We start from the raw sequence: 18,716 nt of genomic DNA, 5'->3' as shown, positions 1-18,716 counted from the left end.
TTCTAAATGGCATCCACGATTCGTTGCGACATCGTCAGCGCCGAGCAGGAGATCTTCCACGGTGAGGCCGAGCTGGTCGTCGCCACCGGTGAGATCGGCGAGCTCGGCATCGCGCCGAAGCACGCGCCGCTGATCACCCGCCTCAAGCCGGGCAAGGTCGTCGTGACCCTGCCGGGCGGCGAGCAGCTGGACTTCGCGATCTCCGGCGGCATCCTCGAGGTGCAGCCCACCGTCGTCACCGTGCTGGCCGACACCGCCGTGCGCGCGCAGGACATCGACGAAGCCGCCGTCCGCGCCGCCAAGGAAGAAGCCGAGCGGATCCTGTCCAAGAAGGATCCGAAGATGAGCATGGAAGAAGCCCAGTCGCAGCTGGCCATGAGCATCGCCCAGCTCAGCGCGCTGGAGCGTCTGCGCAAGAACATGAAGCACTGACATCCATTGGCCGAAGGCCTTCGGATACGAAAACGCCGGCCTCGCGCCGGCGTTTCTGTTTCAACGCAACGCCAGGCTCAGCGGCGATACACCCAGTGCCGTGAGAGCAGGAAGCCTGCGATGCTCAGTACCAGCTCGATCGCGGGCTTGGCGAGCCAGGTCCATCGCAGGCCAACCGTGTCGTCGATATGGCCGACGGCCCACGTGCTCACCACCGTGGTGACCAGCCACATCGCCAGGAAACGCGCGAGCTGGCGGCGACCGATCGCGGTGTCCTCGCCGGCGAACGTGAAGCGACCATTGAGCCAGAACCCGAGCGTGGCGCCGCTGATGCGGCCGGCGACGTTCGCCGGTTCCACCGGCAGGCCGGAGGCGCTGAGCATCACGAACGTGGCCCAGTCCACCAGCAGCTGGGCCACGCCGACCACGATGTAACTCCCGCTCTGGCGGATCAGGGGGGAGCCGTTGAGCCATCTACGCATGCGGGAATTCTAGACAACATGGCGGGGCACAGCTCCCCCGCGTGAACATGGCCTTCAGTCTCCGGTTGCCCGATGCCCGGAATGAAGCCGGTTGCTAAGATTCCGCCACGCCGGTGGAAGACAAACCCAGGACAGGAAGAACGCATGAACCCGTTGCACGTCGTGATCCTCGCCGCGGGCGAGGGCAAGCGGATGAAGTCGGCCACCGCGAAGGTGCTGCAGAAGGTCGCCGGTCGTCCCATGCTCGCGCACGTCATCGACACCGCACGGCAGCTCGGCGCCGCCGGCATCCATGTGGTCTACGGCCATGGTGGCGAGCAGGTGCGCAGCGCCTTCGCCGACCAGACCGATCTGCACTGGACCGAGCAGGCGCAGCGTCTGGGTACCGGCCATGCGGTCCAGCAGGCGATGCCGGCCGTTCCGCAGGATGCGCGCGTGCTCATCCTCTACGGCGATGTGCCGCTGATCGCCGCCGACACGCTGCAGCGCCTGCTCGCGGCACCGGGGCGCATCGCCGTGCTCGTGGCCGACATGGCCAACCCGACCGGCTACGGCCGCATCGTGCGCGATTCGCAGGGTCGCGTCGGACGCATCGTCGAGCACAAGGACGCCAGCGACGAGGAGCGCGAGATCCGCACGGTCAACACCGGCATCCTCGTCGCCGACGGCGAAGCGCTGCGTCGCTGGCTGCAGCACCTGGGCAACGACAACGCGCAGGGCGAGTACTACCTGACCGACGTGTTCGCCTTCGCGGCGGATGAATTCAACGCCGCCGAGATGGTCCACGTGCACGATGCGATGGAGGTCGAAGGCGCCAACGACCCGTGGCAGCTCGCGCAGCTTGAGCGCGCGTACCAGCGCCGTGCCGCACACGCGCTTTGCCTGCAGGGCGCACGCCTGGCCGATCCCGCGCGCTACGACCAGCGCGGCAGCGTGACGGTCGGGCATGATGTGGAGATCGATGTCGATGTCGTGTTCGAAGGCAGGGTCGAACTGGGCGATGGCGTCCGCATCGGTCCGTTCTGCCGCCTGAAGGACGTGACGCTCGGCTCCGGCACCGAAGTGCGCGCGCATTGCGATCTCGATGGCGTGGTCGTGGAAGGCGCCGCGCAGATCGGACCGTACTCGCGACTGCGCCCCGGCACCGTGCTCGCCGACGGCGTGCACGTGGGCAATTTCGTCGAGACCAAGAACGCCCGCATCGGCGTCACCAGCAAGGCCAACCACCTCACCTACCTGGGCGATGCGGTCATCGGCGCGGGCGTCAACGTGGGCGCGGGCACCATCACCTGCAACTACGACGGTGTGAACAAGTCGACCACCGTCATCGGTGACGGCGCGTTCATCGGTTCCAATTCGTCGCTGGTGGCCCCGGTGACCATCGGCAAGGGCGCGACCATCGCCGCCGGTTCGGTCATCACGCGCAACGCTCCGGACGAGAAGCTCACGCTCGCTCGCGCGCGACAGACCACCATCGATGGCTGGCAGCGTCCGAAGAAGAAATAAGGCGACACGCCCGCGTTTGGTTACGCGGGCAGCGTGAGGCTCACGCACAGGCCGCCGCCGACGCGGTTGAGCAGCGCGATGCGGCCGCCGTGCGCTTCGATGATCTCGCGCGTCAGCGCCAGGCCCAGGCCGGTACCGTGGCGCTTGGTCGAATAGAACGGCAGCAGCGCATTGGCGAGCACCGCCTCGTTCATGCCGCTGCCGCGGTCGAGGATCTCCAGTCGCCACGCCTCCGGCATGCGCCGCAGGGTCAGGCTGACTTCCTCGGCAGACGAGCCGGATTCATGCGCATTCTTGATCAGGTTCAGCATGGCCTGCTCGAACTGCGCGGTATCGAGGCGCACGATCCCGTCGCCCACGCGATGCTCGTAGTGGAACTCCACCTGCGCGCGCAGGCGCTCGATGAAGCGCGACCACTCGACCGGTTCCAGTCGCGGCGCCGGCAGCTTGGCGAAGCGTGCGTAATCGCGGATGAAGCCTTCCAGATGGCGTGCGCGCTCTTCGATCGTCGCCAGCGCGGTGGGCAGCTTGTCATGCTGTCCGCGCTTGAGCAGCTCCGCGCCGGAATGCGCAAGCGAGGCGATCGGCGCCAGCGAGTTGTTGAGTTCGTGGCTGATCACGCGGATCACCTTCTTCCACGTCTGCACTTCCTGACGGCGCAGTTCGGCGGTGAGCTGGCGCAGCAGGATCAGCTCGTGGCGACGTCCGTTGAGGCGGAACTGCCGGCGGGCAAGGTGGTAGATCTCCTCCTGGTCCTGCTCGCCGACACTGAACATGCCATCGCCGCCGCGTTCGAACGCGTCACGGAACTCCTCCGGCGCCTGTGCGACGAGTGCGTCGAAATCGTGGCCTTCCAGGCGGCGGCCGTCGCCGAGCATCTTGCGTGCGGCCAGGTTCGCAAGGACCACATGCCGGCCCGGATCGACCAGCACCATCGACACCGGCGTGTTCTGCACCAGCGTGTCGAGCAGAAGCTCGCGTTGCACCAGCGCCAGCCGCTGCTCACGCAACGCTTCGCCCAGCAGGTTGTGCGCGGCAACCAGGTCGCCCAGCTCGCCCTTGCCCTTCCAGGCCAGGCCGAAGCTGTAGTCGCCGTCGCGGTAGCTGGCGACGGTGCCGGCGAGCGCGCGGAACAGCGAGTGCATCGGCGCCAGCGTGCGTCGCACGTGGTAGATCGCCAGTGGCAGCAGCACGCCTGCGCTGATGGCGATGGCGTGCCATGCGTGCGGTAGCAAGGTCGCCAGCCACACCGCCAGTGCTGCCGCCGCGCTCATGTAGGCAAGCACCAGCGCGGAGATCAGCACGGTCAGGGACATCTGGCGCAGCCGACGCATGACGGTGTCCCTCAGTCGCGGCGAATGCCGAGGCGGTCGAGCCGGCGGTACAGCGCCTGGCGCGACATTCCCAGCTCATTGGCGGCCTGTGCGAGCACACCGCCGTTGCGTTCGATCGCCGCTTCGATCGCGGCACGGTCGGGCTCCGGGCCGAAGCTGATCGCGTGCTCGTGGTGCGGTGCCGATGGCAAGCCCAGATCGGCCGCGCCGATCACGTCGCCGCGCGTCAACAGCATCGCCCGTTGCAGCGTGTTGCGCAGTTCGCGCACGTTGCCGGGCCAGGCATGCGCGAGCAGCGCGCGTTCGGCATCCTCGCCCAGGCGCTTGCCGTCGTTGAGGAAGTGGCGCGCGAGCGGGAGGATGTCGTCGCGACGCTGCGCCAGCGGCGGCATGTCGATCTGGATGGTGTTGAGGCGGTAGTACAGGTCCTCGCGGAATCGTCCGTCCCGGATCATTGCCGGCAGGTCGGCGTTGGTCGCGCTGATCACGCGCACCTTGACCTGCCGCTCGCGGTTCGAACCCAACCGCTCGAAGCGCCCGGTTTCCAGGACGCGCAGCAGCTTCATCTGGCCCGCCGCCGGCAGGTTGCCGATCTCGTCGAGGAACAGCGTGCCGCCGTCGGCCGCTTCGAACTTGCCCTCTCGCGCGCGGTTGGCGCCCGTGTAGGCGCCCGCGTCGGCGCCGAACAGTTCCGCTTCGATCAGCTCGCCCGGCAGCGCGCCGCAGTTGAGCGTGACGAACGGTCCGGCCTTCACCGACGAGTTGGCCTGGATGATCTCGGCGATGCGTTCCTTGCCTGCGCCGTTGGGGCCATTGATCAGCACCGGCACGTCGGCACGCGCTACCTGGCCGGCCAGTTCGATCACGCGCGCCATCGCGTCGGAAGCGAACACCAGACCACGCAGGTCGAAACGCTCCGTCAGCTCGCGATGCAGACGGCGTCGTTGCTCGTGCAGGCGCGATACCTCGCGCGTGCTTTCCGACAGCTCCAGCAGGTTCTCGACCGACGCCAGCAGCTTGCGATCGTCCCACGGCTTGGCCAGGTAATCGGCCGCGCCGGCCTTGGCCAGCTCCACCGCGGTGTCCAGATGCGTCCACGCGGTCAGCAGGATCACCGGCAGGTCCGTGTGCCGCGCCCGGATCGCACGGAACAACGCCACACCTTCCTCACCGGAGGTGGTGTCTGCGCGGAAGTTCATGTCCTGCACAACCAGATCCACGTCCTCGCGCTCCAGCACCGCAAGGCCCGCCTCGGGCGAATGCGCGACCAGCGTGCGGAGGTCGCGCAGGCCGAACAGCACGTCCAGGGCAGTGCCAACGGAAGGGTTGTCGTCGATGACCAGGACAGTGGGCATGAAGGACCGGCGAGGTGGCGGGGGTCGAAATGCGTCAGCGGGGTGAGTTTGCCGGTGCGCCTGCAAGGCGTCCAACGCGAGGACGCACGGCCGGGGCCGGGACTTCCGTGGAAGCGTCCCGGGCCCGACCGGCGTTAAAGCAGTCAGACGCTGCGCGTCGCGACGGCCGGCGGCACGGATGCCGCGCGACGCGCGGGCCCGAGCACGGCCAGCTGCCCCAGCAGCCACAGCGCCAGCGCACCGACCGGCAGGTACATGGCCGGAAGACGCGGCAGTTCGTAACGCGCCATCAGCAACTGGTTGATGCCGTAGGCCAGCAGCATGCCGATCACGATGCCGACCGTGGCCAGCAGGAAGTTCTCGGTCTGGAAGTAGCGCAGCACCTGGCCACGTGTCGCACCCAGCGCACGGCGCACGCCGATCTGCTTGGTCCGCTGCTGCACCCAGAAGCTGGCCAGGCCGACGATGCCCAATGCCGTCACCACCAGCAGCGCGACGCACACGGCCGTCAGCAGCCACACCATCGTGCGCGGCTGGCGATAGAAGTCCTCGCGCATCTCCGCCATCGTCTTGGTGTTCTTGTCCAGGATGATGCGGGTGGGACCGTTCTTCTCCAGCGCTGCGACCGCGGCCTTCAGCACTTCTGCGCGACGCGAGGAATCCACGCGCAGCAGATAGTTGCCGCCCACCTCATAGGTGACCCGAATCGGGAACATCACCGAGTAGTCCCATTGCGCGTGATCGCGGTTGCCCGGACGCACGAGGTGCTCGACCACGCCGACGATCTTCGTCGGCTCGTCGCCCCAGCTGTAGAACGACTTGCCGATGGGGTTCTGGCCGGGGAAGAGCTTCTCGGCCACGGCGCGCGTCACGATGGCGCTGGGAATGGCGACGTTGGTGTTGGGCTTGTTCAGCAGATCCCATTCGATGTACTCGTCGGCGCCGAAGTCGCGGCCGGCGACGAGGTTCACGCCAAGGGTCTGCAGTCCCTGCTCCTGCAGCATGTAGGTCGTGGCGCTGAGCGTGGGGAACTTCTGGTCGCGGGCCAGGTTGACGCCGCTGTTCCAGGACGAGTTGCTGTACGGCACCTGGTTGAGCGCGGTCGCGGCCTTCACACCCGGCAGGCCGCGGAGCACCGCCAGGTCGGACTTCGTGGTGGCCGCCGCGCTTTCGTCCTTGATGCTGGTGAGCTGCACGCGGACGATCTCGTCCGTGGCGATGCCGCCGGGGCGGTTGATCTGCTCGACGCGCTGGTTGATCAGGAAAATCGCGTTGCAGATGATCGCGCAGCTCAGGGCGATCTCGAGCACGATCAGCGCGGCGGCCGTCTTGTGGCGACGCAGCGTCGTCAGGATGGGTCGGATGTCCATGGCAGGCCTCACTGACTCTTGAGCTGGATGGCGGGCGTGACCTGGCAGGCGCGCCAGGCCGGCAACAGGCCGGCCAGGACCGCGGCACCGACCGAGATCACGAAGGTGACGATCAGCATGGTGGGATCCAGGTGCGCCAGTTCGGCGTAACCGACCGGCTGCTGGCGCACGGCCCACAGACCGACCATCGCCAGTCCCAGGCCGAGGATGCCGCCGACCACGCCGACGGTGCCGGCTTCGACCAGGCACTGCGCGAAGATCGCGCGACGCGACGCACCCAGTGCGCGACGCACGCCGATCTCGCCGGAACGGCGCAGGAATTTCGCCAGCAGCAGGCCGATGGTGTTGACGATGCACACCAGCAGGAAGCCCATGGCCAGCCACAGTTGCATGCGCACGTCGCTGGGCACGGCGTTGTTCTTCTCCAGCCAGCCCATCACGTCGGTGACGGCGACGTTGGTCGGGCGGACGAAGCGGCCGGCCTGGCGCTGCTGGTCGGAGTAGTTGCCCAGGTACTGGCGGTAGGCGGCGACCTTCTCGGACGTCGGCAGTTCCACCCAGTACTGCAGCCACGCGCAGGGCGCGTTCAGGCCGTGCGATCCCTCTTCGTCGCTGTTGCTGTCGCCCCAGCACGTCATGTCGCCGTCGTTGCCCATCTTCAGCGCGATCGACGTGGACAGCGGGATGAAAACTTCCTCGTCCTTGCCGAAGCGGTCGCCGGTGATGTCATAGAAGCGCGGCGAGGGCCTCCAGTCGTCGAGCACGCCGATCACGCGGAACTCGGTCTGCTGCAGGTGCAGGCTCTTGCCGACGCTGTTGCCGCCGCCGAAGACGCGGTCGTTGAAGTCGCGGGAGATCACCGCCACGCGCGCGCGTCCTTCGTCGTCAGAAGGCTTCCAGCCGCCGCCGTACTGGAACGGCACGTCGAACATGGGGAAGAAATCCGCGGAGGTGTAGCGACCGCTCGACAGGAACGGCACCACGCCCTGGCGCTGCGGTTCGACCGCGACGCTGCCGGCGGTCATCAGCGCCTGGCGATCGGCCCGCTTCTCGCGCAGCAGCGCTTCGCCGTCGAAGCGCGTCATCTGGAAGTTGGGATCCTGCCCAGGCGTGTATTCATCCATGTTGCGAGGGTCCAGCTGCACGTAGAACAGCCGGCTGCTCTTCTGCGGAATCGGATCGCCGGACAGCACGTGGAACACCGTCAGCGTGGTCATGCACGCTCCGATACCCAGCGCGATGGCGACCACCATCAGTGCGGTGAGCATCTTGTTCCGCCGGAAACTGCGCAGCGCGAGATCGAAGTAGTAACCGAACATGGGCGGTTCCTCAGGCGATCGGGTTGGACTCGGCCGCATCGGCGAGCTGGCGGGCACGCATCAGGCTCGACTCGACCGAAAGATCGGTCGCCATGCCGTCGACGATATGCACATTACGTTGCGCGCGTGCGGCGAGCTCCGGGTCGTGCGTGACCATGACGATGGTGGTGCCGCTGGCGTTGATCTCCTCCATCAGCTCCATCACGCCGCGCGCCATCTGCGAGTCGAGGTTGCCGGTGGGTTCGTCGGCGAGCAGCAGGCGCGGGCTGCCGGCCAGTGCACGCGCGATGGCCGCGCGCTGCTGCTGGCCGCCCGAGAGTTCGGCCGGATAGTGCTTCATGCGCGAACCCAGGCCCACGCGCGAGAGGGCTTCCTCGATGCGCTGGCGGCGTTCGGCCGACGACATGCCGCGGTAGCGCAGCGGTACGTCGACGTTGTCGAACAGGTTGAGGTCGGGAATCAGGTTGAAGCCCTGGAAGATGAAGCCGATCTTGCGGTTGCGCATGCGCGAACGGTCGTCGTCCGACATGCCCTTCACGTCCTCGCCATCGAGCAGGTACGTGCCGCCGGTGAAGGTCTCCAGCAGGCCGGCGATGTTGAGGAAGGTGGTCTTGCCGGAGCCCGACGGGCCGGTGACCGCGACGAACTCGCCCTCGCGGACGTGCAGGTCGAGCGAGCGCAGCGCGTGCGTTTCGACGAGTTCGGTGCGGTAGACCTTGGTGACGGCTTGCATGTGCAACATGGCGGGCTCCGGTGGCGTGGAGAGAAGTGGAAGGTCAGCGCACGCGCACGAGCGCGGGCAGGGCGGCCGTGGCGATGAAACCCTGGCGCCACTGCGGCCGGGTCGGCGCGGTGTGGTTGGCGGCGTGGGCGACATCGGCGTCGAAGTCGATCAGTTCGAACAGGCGCAGCGGCACGGCATCGGCCAGTTCCTGTGCGTTCCAGTGCGTGAGCGGGAAGCGGTTGGAAGTGCGGGCGGACATGGTCATTCTCCTGAGATGCGTACGCGTTCGGCATCGCCGAACAGATCGCTTCCGGAAACCACGATGCGGTCGCCGGGCTGGGCACCGTCGAGGACTTCGACGGCATTGAGACTGCTCACGCCCGTGCGGACGGGGCGGCGGATCGCCGTGCTGCCGTCCATCACGTAGGCGAGGTTGCCGCCGCCCTGTTCGACGAACGGGCCGCGCTCGACCATGAGCACGTTGCGGCGCGTATCGAGCACGATGCGGGCGCTCAGACGCTGGTTCTGGCGCAGGCCAGGCGGTTGCTTGCCGGTGAAGCGCAGGCGGCTGGTGACTTCGCCGTTGACCACTTCCGGCGACACCGCCGACACCTGCGCGGCGAAGGCCTGGCCGCTGCCGCTGGTGATCTGCGCGGGCATGCCGATGCCCAGGTCGCGCGCGAAGCTCTCGGGCACCTTGATCTCGACTTCGAACACGGTGAGGTCGACGACGCTCAGCACCGGCGCGTTCGCGGCGACGTTGGCGCGCTGCGCGATCTGCACCTGGCCCACCTGGCCGTCGAACGGCGCGCGCAGGGTCAAGGCGTCCACCTGGCGACGCAGCTCGGTGACCACGGCCTTCTGCCGGTCGGCGAGCAGCGCCTTGTTGCGCGTGTCCAGGCCGGCACCGCGACCCTGCAGCGTCGCGTCCTGGCGGCTGTGGGCCAGGCCGATGTCGGCCTTCTTGAGTTCGTCCTGCGCCTTGGCCAGTTCGATCTGCGACACCGCGCCGCCGTCGAAGCCGCGCTGCTGGCGTTCCAGGTCGCGCAGCGCAGCGGTGCGGTCGATCTCGGCCTGGTTCAGCGCCTTGGTCGCGGCCGACCGAGCGAGTTGTGCGTCGAGTTCGGCGCGGCTGGCTTCGGCCTGCAGGCTGGCCAGCGTGGATTCTTCCTGCGCCAGTTTGCTGCGCAGCTCGGGGCTGTCGATCTCGGCCAGTTCCTGGCCTTTCTTCACCACGTCGCCGGCCACCACCTTCAGCGTGACCGTGCCGCCGGAGATGGCGTAGAGCACCGGGCTGTTGGCGGCGATCACGCGGCCGTCGGCGGCGATGTCGCGGACCAGATCGCCGCGCGTCACTTCGGCGATGCGCACCCGGGAGCCATCGAACGAGCGGCCGCCGGCGCTCCAGCCGGAGACCAGCCAGGCGACCAGCGCGAGCGCGGCTACGCCGGCGCCACCGATGAGGAGCCAACGCCGGCGCGGGTCATGGCGCTGGGCGGCGGTGGCGACCGGGCGGTCCTGGGCGGAGGTGTCGCGGATGCTCATGCGGGCGGACGGTGGTTGGGCCTGCCTTCAGTGACGCAGAAACCGTGCCACTCGTAACCATTTGATTTGAAAGAGATGGCGCGCCCGAGATGGGCGTCCGCGCGGACAGCGCAGGTGTCCGCGGACGCCCGAGGCCGAGCTCCCCGTTAGACTGTCCACCACCCTGAAGGAGCAACCTCCCCCATGTGCGGAATTGTTGGTGCGATTGCCGGTCGTGACGTCGTTCCGGTGCTGATCGAAGGCCTCAAGCGCCTGGAATACCGCGGTTACGATTCGGCCGGCATCGCCGTGCTGGACGGCGACGACGTGCGCCGCGTGCGCCGCACCGGCCGCGTTTCGGAGATGGAGTCGGCCGCCCAGGCCGAGGGGTTCCACGCCACGCTCGGCATCGGCCACACGCGCTGGGCCACGCACGGCGGTGTCACCGAAGCCAACGCACATCCGCACATCAGCTACGGCGAACTGGCCGTGGTGCACAACGGCATCATCGAGAACCACGATGAGCAGCGCGAACACCTGAAGACCAAGGGTTACACCTTCGAGTCGCAGACCGACACCGAGGTCATCGCGCACCTCATCCATCACTACCAGTCGCAGGGTGCGGATCTGCTGGCCGCCGTGCAGGGCGCGGTGCGCGAGCTCGTGGGCGCCTACGCCATCGCCGTGGTCAGCAAGCACGAGCCCGGTCGCCTGATCGCCGCGCGCATGGGCTGCCCGCTGCTGGTCGGCCTGGGCGAAGGCGAGAACTTCGTCGCCAGCGACGTGTCCGCCATCGTGCAGGCCACGCGCCAGGTGATCTTCCTGGAAGAGGGCGACACCGCGGAAATCACGCGCGAGGGCGTGCGCGTGTTCGACATCGGCGGCGCGGCCATCGAGCGCGACGTGCATGTCTCCGACGTGTCGCTGGCCTCGCTGGAGCTGGGCCCGTACCGCCACTTCATGCAGAAGGAAATCCACGAGCAGCCGCGCGCGATCGCCGACACCATCGAAGCGGTGATGGATGCCAACACGTTCACCCCGCTGCTGTTCGGTGCGAAGGCCGAAGAAGTGCTGCGCGACGTGGAAGGCGTGCAGATCCTCGCCTGCGGCACCAGCTACTACGCCGGCCTGACCGCGCGTTACTGGATCGAGGCGATTTCCGGCCTGCCGTGCTCGGTCGAGATCGCAAGCGAATACCGCTACCGCAAGGCGGTGGCGAACCCGAAGCACCTCATCGTCACCATCTCGCAGTCGGGCGAAACGCTCGACACGATGGAAGCGCTGAAGTACGCCAAGTCGCTGGGCCACGACCGCACGCTGTCCATCTGCAACGTGCCCGAGAGCGCGATCCCGCGCGCCAGCCGTCTGGTCTACTACACCCGCGCCGGTGCCGAGATCGGCGTCGCATCCACCAAGGCGTTCACCACGCAGCTGGTCGCGCTGTTCACACTGGCAGCCACGCTGGCCAAGCTGCAGGGCCGCCTGACGGTCGAGCAGGAAGGCACGTACCTGGACGCCCTGCGTTACCTGCCCGGCAGCGTGCAGCACGCATTGAACCTGGAACCGCAGATCGTCAGCTGGGCGGAGCGTTTCGCGCCGAAGCAGCACGCGCTGTTCCTCGGCCGTGGCGTGCATTACCCCATCGCGCTGGAAGGCGCGCTCAAGCTCAAGGAGATCTCCTACATCCACGCCGAGGCGTACCCCGCGGGCGAGTTGAAGCACGGCCCGCTGGCGCTGGTGGATGCGGCGATGCCGGTGGTCGTCATCGCGCCCAACGACAGCCTGCTGGAGAAGGTGAAGTCGAACATGCAGGAAGTGCGCGCGCGTGGCGGCGAGCTGTTCGTGTTCACCGACGAGGACAGCCAGTTCGGCCCGTCCGAGGGCGTGCACGTGATCCGCGCACCGCGCCATGTCGGCGTGCTCTCCCCGGTGCTGCATGCGATTCCCGTGCAGCTGCTGGCGTACCACGCTGCGCTCGCGCGCGGCACCGACGTCGACAAGCCGCGCAACCTGGCCAAGTCGGTGACGGTGGAGTAACCACGCGTTGCCGAATACATCGGCACTCAGGAGTGGCTGGTCCGACCAGCCCACTTGAGGAGCGCAATCTACGTCGCGTGTGACGCGGGGATGAGGCAGACCGCTGTCGTCCCTTGGCTTGCTGCCGGGCTTGATACCGATTCACGTCCCAGGTGACCCGCCGGGCCAGCAGGTATCGAACATCCGCCTCCGGTCCGTGCCGTCAGCCGACGACCCGGAACGGCAAACCCCAGAAGACAAGTCCGGCGGACGACGCAATGAAGTGGGCGATCGCGGCGACACAGACGATGGTCGGCGCTGCGAGGGCCAGCGCATGACGGAAGCGCAGGCGCCGAACGAAGTGTCCGAACGCGATGCTCATCGACAGCCACGCCATCACATCCCACAGATGGGTGCCGGATTGAATGATGGGCGCCAGCCCATCCGCATCCTGCGTATGAAGGTACGCCAACGGGAGCAACAGGCGCCCGGCGAAGAACAGGATGTTTGCGAGCACGTTTGGCAAGTGACGCGTGCCAGCCTCGAAGATCACCGACAGGGCGAACGGAAGCAATAACAACGGCATCGCGAGGAAGGTCGCCCTGCGCAGAAGCGCTTGCGATGCCAGGGTCCGGGGCCAACTGGCCGCCCGATCCTGTTGCCCCAGCAAGACGACGGCGAAGATCACCAGAAGCACCACTATCAACCCAAGCAGCATCAGCGCACTCTCCCCCCGACAATGCCAACCGGCGAATGCTATCGAACAGCGCTTTGCGGCGCGAAGGTTGCCTCGGCGCGAAAGAACGACTAGGGGGCGACTGCCTGCGGGTACAAGCGCTTTGCGTCATTGAGGTTGTCGGCCAACTTTCCGACCTTGGACAGCAGCTTGCCGATGTCTTCTTCCGGATCGACGTAGAAGTAGTCGATGGTGAACCGGAGTGTCTTGCCGAACTGATTACCTACAGGCGGGAGAGCAAGGCTCCTGACCTGCATGGGTTCACGGGCCCGCGCCGCATCGCGCACCCACCAGGAAATGAACTCGAGCGCCTCGAGTCCCTTCGGACTGGGCGTGATGCCGAAGTTGATCGAGATGACAACTTCGTTGGCCAATCCGCCCTTGGTGCGCCTCAGCGCGCCGAGGGGCAGGTCACCGTAGGGAACCAGGCCAAAATCGCTTTCAGGGATGTCCGATAGATCAACCTTGCCTACCGTTGCATCGGTAATGCCGGGAATGGACTCGATGGCCTGTTGCAGCTTCTCTACTTCAGGTGGCATTTCGGCCCCAAGCGAGCGGAACGGAACAAGCAGCACAAGCAGGAGTAGCGCGCGAACCATCGTTTGTCCCCTGATGTGAAGCGGACGTCTCGGGCGACGTCCTGCGCCGGTCATTTCGACGCAGGGCAAGACTATCAGCAAGACCCGCTCGCGGAAGGCCTGCGGTGCGCGCAACGTTGACCCGCCAGCCCATCGCTTGTGCCACCCTTGGGTCTCCCGGTCGCCGGCCGGCCCCGTGCACCCGAGCCCGAATGACGAAGCCCGCCGCCTCCCTCCTGCGCCAGCGTGGCACCGCGGAGAGCAACCGCGTCGCCATGGTCGAATTGTTCTTCGATCTGGTGTTCGTGTTCGCCGTTACCCAGCTATCGCACACGCTTCTCGAACACCTGGACCTGCAGGGGGCGCTGCAGACACTGCTGCTGTTCCTGGCGGTGTGGTGGTTATGGATCTTCACCTCGTGGGTCACCAACTGGCTGGATCCCGACCGCACGCCTATGCGGGTGATGCTGTTCGCATTGATGCTTGGCGGACTGCTGCTGTCGTCCTCGATTCCGCACGCGTTCGCGGAACGTGGGTTGATGTTCGGCGTGGTGTTCGCGGCGATGCAGGTGGGCCGGACCGTGTTCGTCGCCGTGACGACGCGGCGCCACCATCGCGTGCTCCACGAGAACTTCGTACGCATCGCCCTGTGGCTGGCGATGTCGGGCGTTCTGTGGGTGGCCGGAGGTCTGGCCGAAGGCGCGACGCGTGCAGCCTTGTGGGTTGGCGCGGTCGCCATCGAGTACCTCGCGCCTGCGCTCTACTTCTACGTGCCGGGCATGGGGCGTTCAAACACCACCGACTGGGATGTCGACGGCCACCACATGGCGGAGCGCTGCGCGCTGTTTGTGATCATCGCGCTGGGTGAGTCGATCCTGGTGACCGGCGCCACGTTCGCCGGGCAGGCCTGGTCCACGCCGACGGTTACCGCGTTCGTCGTGGCCTTCCTCGGCAGTGTGGCGATGTGGTGGATCTACTTCGATACGGGCGCCGAGCGCGCCAGCCATCGCATCGAGCACTCGGACGACCCCGGACGCCAGGCGCGGCTGGCTTACACCTACCTGCACCTGCTGATCATCGCCGGCATCATCGTGTGTGCGGTGGCGGACGAACTGACGCTCGCGCATCCCGACCATTTCGCGGACATTGGCCGCGCAGCGATGGCGGCGATGATCGGCGGGCCGATGCTCTACCTGCTGGGAGTCGCGCTGTTCAAATGGGTCTGCAACGAACGTCGCGGGCCGCCGCTCTCGCATTGCGCAGGCATCGTCCTTCTCACCGGATTGGTTCCGGTGACGATCGCGCACCTGCTTTCTCCGCTGGCGCTGGGAATGGCGACGACATCGATCCTGATGCTCGTGGCCATCTGGGAGACCATCGCGCTACGTCGCGTTAAGGAGACGGCGGGGTAGTGCCAGGGAACGTTTCGGCAGCTGACGTCTCCTGTGGCGGGTGGCACACTGGCTGCATGCGCAAACGTCCGCCCAGCATCGATGGACTGGCTGCCAGCACGCTGCAGTTGCCGAGGGGTACGTGGTCGACGGTGCTGGACTGCCTGTGCGAACGGTTCCCGGCGGTGGCGCGCGCGCAGTGGCTGGAGCGAATGGCGCGAGGGCGGGTGGTGGATGGCGCCGGGGAGTGGGTGGCGCCGGACACGCCGTATCGCGTTGGTCTCGAGGTCCATTACTACCGTGAAGTGGCGGACGAATCGCTGATCCCGTTCGATGAAGTCATCCTGCATGCCGATGCCGACGTGCTCGTGGCGGACAAGCCGCACTTCCTCCCGGTCACGCCTGCGGGCGCACACGTCCATGAAACCCTGCTGGGACGCCTGATCCGCCGCACAGGGAACCATGCGCTGGCGCCTCTGCACCGGATCGATCGCGAGACCGCTGGTCTGGTGTTGTTCTCGACCAATCCGGACAGTCGTGCGCGCTACCAGGCGCTGTTTCGCGAACGGCGGATCGAGAAGGACTACGAAGCGATTGCACCGGCGTTTCCGGGCAGCGCATTCCCCTGCGTACGTACCAGCCGCATGGTCGCCGGCGAGCCGTTCTTCCGCACGCAGGAAGTTGAAGGGCCGCCGAACAGCGAAACCCGCATCGATGTGGTCGCGCGCGGCGAACTCCGCTGGTGTTATGCGCTGACGCCCATCACCGGGCGCAAGCACCAGCTGCGCGTCCACATGGCCGCGCTGGGAGCACCGATCGTCAACGACGCGCTCTATCCATCACTGTCCCATCGCGCCGCTGGGGACTACTCGGCGCCACTGCAGCTGCTGGCCAAGCGGCTCTCGTTCGTCGATCCGATCAGCGGCGTACGTCGCAGCTTCTCGAGCCATCGCCAGCTCCTGGGTTGATCGAGAGCTGCCAGCCGCCCGGGTGCGTTTCGCTTATCCGGGCTACGGCTGGCCCGCTGTCAGGAATGCGCGTCGCCCTGGTGGGAACACAGCCATTGGAGCAATGCATCGGCCGGCGATCCGGCCGCTTCGAGCGGCAGGTGCATCCAAGTGGCTCCATCCTTGGACAGGTGAATCTCCGCGATGCCTCGATCACGAACAATCTTGACTGTAATGCCGCGCCCCCCGTACTCAGCCACGATGTTGCCGAAGTGAGTTTCGTCATATGCGAAGCCGATCAGCTTCATTGCGAAGCTGCGCTCCAGGAACGCAAATGCCTGCTTGAACTCTTCGGAACTCTCCATGGGTTCCCCGCATCCCAATCGCCGCGACGCTTCAACCTGCCTCTGCCAAAGTAGACGGCGGGACTTGGCACCCGCACCAGGCCGCCGACCTCCCCAATTTCTGCTTTCGGCCAGGAGCGGACATTCCCGAGCGCCTAAGTTTGGCCGGATCGCGACGCGGCTTCGGCGTTACCCAGCTTGCCAAGGTGCCTCCTGGCCACGAACAGAAGAACTCTAAAGCGTCTACTTGGATGCTTCATCTTCATCATCGAAATGAATGACACCAATCCCATCGGCTTGCAGTGGTCGAGTTGCGCCTAGGGCTCCTCGTGCGCACCGCTCGTTGTAGTGCTCAACCATGCGCGCAAGCACATTGTTCAAGTAGACCACTTGATCGAGCAGTTCATCAGGAAACTGCGGATTGTCGATATTCCGCATCCATAGCTTCGCGTTGTCATTTGCGATGCTAGCCAAGGAACTCAGTGTGTCGCCATGCAGGCAAACTGCCGGCGTCCCCCTTGTGGGCAAGCGGACTATGGTGAGATTCGTGTCAAGACTCAGTATTTCGGCATTCATCACTACCTGCCCCTGGATTCGAACCTGACGCGCGGCCCCAACCGGTCCACGGTCAAGGTACTGATGATCGACCTGCGCCCCGACCAAGGTCCGCTAACGGCCAGGAGCGGTCATTCCTACTGACGCTGGGGCAACCTCGCTGCCACTGGCGTAAGAACCAATCTGCCGAGATCGCCCCCTGACCTCTCCTTGACCGTCACTGGTGCATACCCCTCGCAAGCAAACGTGATCGCCACGGCTTGAAAGCCCACCGCATAGCCTTCGTCGAAGCGCGGTGCGTCGAACGCACCAGACATTCGCCTTCCCCGGCTTTCAAACTCGTAAGTGCAGTTCTTCAACGGCTGCCCATCCAGTGCAGCGACCGTGCCTCTAAAAGTCGTGTGCCTGTCGCAAGCGGTCAAGGCTGTGAGTCCGAGCAGCAGGAACGAAAGGTACTTGCTCATCATCTTCAGTCGGAAAGCCGATGTCCGCTTTGGGTCAAAAGCAGACATTAGCACCGCAGGCCGCATCGCCCCCGCCCGAGTGTCGGCAGCGAACATCAGCATCCGTCCAGCGTCCCGCACCGCATCGCGTTTGGCACTTCAGATCTGCGTTGCCGACCGATATAACGTGGCTTCGGCCGTGGCGATTCGGCATTCGAATCCGCGCCTTCAACCCAGTCGACAATCGGGAGACACCGGATGATCTCCAAGCTCCGTATCAGCGCGACGATGCAGGCATGGGTATGGCTTGCGCTGGCGTGTGCCACCACGGATGGCCGCGCCGGAGACATCGATACCGCCGCGGCCGTTCGCGTGACACCCGATGCGCTGTCCAGTGGCGAGTACGACTCCTCGCCGACGTTCTCGCAGGACGGCAAGGAGGTGTACTTCTTCCGTGCCGATCGCGGCTTCGGACGCTACCGACTACTGACCTCGCGGTGCGTCGAAGGTCGCTGGACGGAGCCTGTCCCGCCCTCCTTCGCCACAGCGGGCGTGTCGGAAGCCGACCCCGCCCTGAGCGCGGACGGCCGCTGGCTTTACTACGTTTCCGCCCGCGCCGATCCCGCCGGGGAGCGACTCGACATCTGGCGCGTGAAGCGCAACGCCGAAGGCGAATGGAGTGAGCCCGAACGCCTGCCTGAACCGGTCAACTCCACGGACTCGCAACTGTTGCCGCGACCGCAACCGGACGGCCGTCTGCTCTTCGGGTCCAGTCGGCCCGGCGGCATGGGGCAGGGCGACATCCATCTGGCCACGCCGGGCACGGACGGACATTGGCGTGTCGAGAACATGGGGCCGCCCATCAGCACGGGTGCCAACGAGTACGAAGCCGAACTGGCGCGCGACGGGAACGTGCTGGTGACGGTCGCGGACCGTGGAACCAGGTCCCAGCTCTATGTCTACGTGCGAGACGGCGCGACCTGGCGCGAACGCGGCCGCGTGCCGGCGCGAACGGATGTCTTCCAGGTGGGGCCGCTGCTCTCGCCTGACGGTCGTCGCCTGCTGTTCTCGCAGGCCGACACGGAGGCACGCTCGGGCGAATGGTTCCTGATCGACCTGGAAAAGAACGCCGACCCGAACTGGCCACCGCGCTGCGGCGGGTGATGCGCGCCGCAGGCAGTGAGGCACTTCAGGCGCGGTCGGCGCCACTATCCTTGAATACCACTCATCCCGGACGGAAAGGACGCGCCATGATCCGCACGATGTCGATGCTCGCCCTGCTGTTGGCCGTGGCTCCCGCGTTCGCGCAGGAGTCACCGAAAGTACAGTCCGTGCAGGTAACCCCCGGTCTGTGGAAGAAGGGCGACGATGGACAGCCCGTCGCGTGCACCCGTTTCCTGCCGCCGAAGAAGACCGTCTGGGGCCCCAAGCTCGAGTGCGACAACGCCTGGGTCACGCCGCAAGCCTTCCTCGACAACTGGTTCAAGGGACGCGCCCGCCTGGTGGATGCAAAGCCGACCGGCGGAAGCCTGATCATTTCCTTCACCCTGGTCCCGGGCCAGACGGAAGCGGCGATCCCGCCTGCCGTGTCGCCGCCGACCGGTGAAGCGCCGCCTTCGGGCAGTTAGTTCGAAGCGCGCCTAGCCTCGGCCGCGCGGCT

20 protein-coding genes are annotated in these 18,716 nt (G+C 66.4%); 7 read left to right on the top strand and 13 right to left on the bottom strand.

Annotation, left to right across the window (positions count from 1 at the left end; all coding sequences use genetic code 11):
• The first annotated feature begins 6 nt into the window (after positions 1–6).
• The gene (locus tag QLQ15_RS02065) at positions 7–432 is read left to right on the top strand and encodes a F0F1 ATP synthase subunit epsilon (RefSeq protein ID WP_216965805.1); all 426 of its coding nucleotides are present in this window, start codon (positions 7–9) and stop codon (positions 430–432) included.
• Positions 433–509: 77 nt separating this feature from the next.
• Here QLQ15_RS02065 and QLQ15_RS02060 read toward each other — a convergent pair whose 3' ends face one another.
• Positions 510–914: a GtrA family protein gene (locus QLQ15_RS02060; protein ID WP_283211200.1), complete on the bottom strand. Its 405-nt coding sequence runs from the start codon at positions 912–914 to the stop codon at positions 510–512.
• 144 nt (positions 915–1,058) lie between these two features.
• Here QLQ15_RS02060 and glmU point away from each other — a divergent pair, with 144 nt between their 5' ends.
• The gene (glmU, locus tag QLQ15_RS02055; protein ID WP_283211199.1) at positions 1,059–2,420 is read left to right on the top strand and encodes a bifunctional UDP-N-acetylglucosamine diphosphorylase/glucosamine-1-phosphate N-acetyltransferase GlmU; all 1,362 of its coding nucleotides are present in this window, start codon (positions 1,059–1,061) and stop codon (positions 2,418–2,420) included.
• 20 nt (positions 2,421–2,440) lie between these two features.
• Here the strand turns inward: glmU and QLQ15_RS02050 are convergent, their stop codons facing one another.
• The 7 genes from QLQ15_RS02050 to QLQ15_RS02020 all read right to left on the bottom strand — a co-directional run bounded on the left by QLQ15_RS02050 (position 2,441) and on the right by QLQ15_RS02020 (position 10,067).
• Positions 2,441–3,745 (bottom strand): sensor histidine kinase, encoded by a 1,305-nt coding sequence (locus tag QLQ15_RS02050; RefSeq protein WP_432277835.1) that lies wholly within the window; start codon positions 3,743–3,745, stop codon positions 2,441–2,443.
• 20 nt (positions 3,746–3,765) lie between these two features.
• Positions 3,766–5,109 carry a sigma-54-dependent transcriptional regulator gene (locus QLQ15_RS02045; RefSeq protein ID WP_283211197.1) on the bottom strand — a complete coding sequence of 448 codons (1,344 nt, stop codon included), beginning with the start codon at positions 5,107–5,109 and terminating at the stop codon, positions 3,766–3,768.
• 143 nt (positions 5,110–5,252) lie between these two features.
• Positions 5,253–6,479 (bottom strand): ABC transporter permease, encoded by a 1,227-nt coding sequence (locus QLQ15_RS02040; RefSeq protein ID WP_283211196.1) that lies wholly within the window; start codon positions 6,477–6,479, stop codon positions 5,253–5,255.
• Positions 6,480–6,487: 8 nt separating this feature from the next.
• Positions 6,488–7,798, bottom strand: a complete 1,311-nt coding sequence (locus QLQ15_RS02035; protein WP_283211195.1) for an ABC transporter permease — start codon at positions 7,796–7,798, stop codon at positions 6,488–6,490.
• A gap of 10 nt (positions 7,799–7,808) precedes the next feature.
• The gene (locus QLQ15_RS02030; RefSeq protein ID WP_283211194.1) at positions 7,809–8,540 is read right to left on the bottom strand and encodes an ABC transporter ATP-binding protein; all 732 of its coding nucleotides are present in this window, start codon (positions 8,538–8,540) and stop codon (positions 7,809–7,811) included.
• Positions 8,541–8,574: 34 nt separating this feature from the next.
• The gene (locus QLQ15_RS02025) at positions 8,575–8,781 is read right to left on the bottom strand and encodes a hypothetical protein (RefSeq protein ID WP_283211193.1); all 207 of its coding nucleotides are present in this window, start codon (positions 8,779–8,781) and stop codon (positions 8,575–8,577) included.
• A 2-nt stretch (positions 8,782–8,783) separates the two neighbouring features.
• Positions 8,784–10,067, bottom strand: a complete 1,284-nt coding sequence (locus tag QLQ15_RS02020; protein WP_283211192.1) for an efflux RND transporter periplasmic adaptor subunit — start codon at positions 10,065–10,067, stop codon at positions 8,784–8,786.
• 183 nt (positions 10,068–10,250) lie between these two features.
• Here QLQ15_RS02020 and glmS point away from each other — a divergent pair, with 183 nt between their 5' ends.
• Positions 10,251–12,083 carry a glutamine--fructose-6-phosphate transaminase (isomerizing) gene (gene glmS / locus QLQ15_RS02015; RefSeq protein ID WP_283211191.1) on the top strand — a complete coding sequence of 611 codons (1,833 nt, stop codon included), beginning with the start codon at positions 10,251–10,253 and terminating at the stop codon, positions 12,081–12,083.
• A gap of 202 nt (positions 12,084–12,285) precedes the next feature.
• Here glmS and QLQ15_RS02010 read toward each other — a convergent pair whose 3' ends face one another.
• Positions 12,286–12,780 (bottom strand): hypothetical protein, encoded by a 495-nt coding sequence (locus QLQ15_RS02010; protein WP_283211190.1) that lies wholly within the window; start codon positions 12,778–12,780, stop codon positions 12,286–12,288.
• A gap of 89 nt (positions 12,781–12,869) precedes the next feature.
• The gene (locus QLQ15_RS02005) at positions 12,870–13,397 is read right to left on the bottom strand and encodes a hypothetical protein (protein ID WP_283211189.1); all 528 of its coding nucleotides are present in this window, start codon (positions 13,395–13,397) and stop codon (positions 12,870–12,872) included.
• A 191-nt stretch (positions 13,398–13,588) separates the two neighbouring features.
• Between QLQ15_RS02005 and QLQ15_RS02000 the strand changes: the two genes are divergently transcribed.
• Together QLQ15_RS02000 and QLQ15_RS01995 are read left to right on the top strand one after the other, a co-directional pair.
• Positions 13,589–14,788 carry a low temperature requirement protein A gene (locus QLQ15_RS02000; RefSeq protein ID WP_283211188.1) on the top strand — a complete coding sequence of 400 codons (1,200 nt, stop codon included), beginning with the start codon at positions 13,589–13,591 and terminating at the stop codon, positions 14,786–14,788.
• 56 nt (positions 14,789–14,844) lie between these two features.
• On the top strand, positions 14,845–15,735 hold the full coding sequence (locus QLQ15_RS01995) for a pseudouridine synthase (RefSeq protein WP_283211187.1): 891 nt from the start codon (positions 14,845–14,847) through the stop codon (positions 15,733–15,735).
• Between the two features lie 59 nt (positions 15,736–15,794).
• On the opposite strand, the gene QLQ15_RS01990 is transcribed toward QLQ15_RS01995, so the two are convergent.
• The 3 genes from QLQ15_RS01990 to QLQ15_RS01980 all read right to left on the bottom strand — a co-directional run bounded on the left by QLQ15_RS01990 (position 15,795) and on the right by QLQ15_RS01980 (position 17,077).
• On the bottom strand, positions 15,795–16,079 hold the full coding sequence (locus QLQ15_RS01990; RefSeq protein ID WP_283211186.1) for a hypothetical protein: 285 nt from the start codon (positions 16,077–16,079) through the stop codon (positions 15,795–15,797).
• Between the two features lie 222 nt (positions 16,080–16,301).
• Positions 16,302–16,634, bottom strand: a complete 333-nt coding sequence (locus QLQ15_RS01985) for a DUF6959 family protein (RefSeq protein WP_283211185.1) — start codon at positions 16,632–16,634, stop codon at positions 16,302–16,304.
• Positions 16,635–16,750: 116 nt separating this feature from the next.
• On the bottom strand, positions 16,751–17,077 hold the full coding sequence (locus tag QLQ15_RS01980) for a hypothetical protein (RefSeq protein WP_283211184.1): 327 nt from the start codon (positions 17,075–17,077) through the stop codon (positions 16,751–16,753).
• A gap of 237 nt (positions 17,078–17,314) precedes the next feature.
• On the opposite strand from QLQ15_RS01980, the gene QLQ15_RS01975 reads away from it, so the two are divergent.
• Both QLQ15_RS01975 and QLQ15_RS01970 read left to right on the top strand, forming a co-directional pair.
• Positions 17,315–18,220, top strand: a complete 906-nt coding sequence (locus tag QLQ15_RS01975) for a TolB family protein (RefSeq protein WP_283211183.1) — start codon at positions 17,315–17,317, stop codon at positions 18,218–18,220.
• An 86-nt stretch (positions 18,221–18,306) separates the two neighbouring features.
• Positions 18,307–18,684: a hypothetical protein gene (locus tag QLQ15_RS01970; protein WP_283211182.1), complete on the top strand. Its 378-nt coding sequence runs from the start codon at positions 18,307–18,309 to the stop codon at positions 18,682–18,684.
• The last annotated feature ends 32 nt before the right edge of the window (positions 18,685–18,716 follow it).

It is taken from the genome of Lysobacter stagni (assembly GCF_030053425.1).
GTDB lineage: Bacteria > Pseudomonadota > Gammaproteobacteria > Xanthomonadales > Xanthomonadaceae > Lysobacter_J > Lysobacter_J stagni.
The sequence above is the reverse complement of the archived record's forward strand: the minus strand, read 5'-3'. Positions and strand labels throughout refer to the sequence as shown.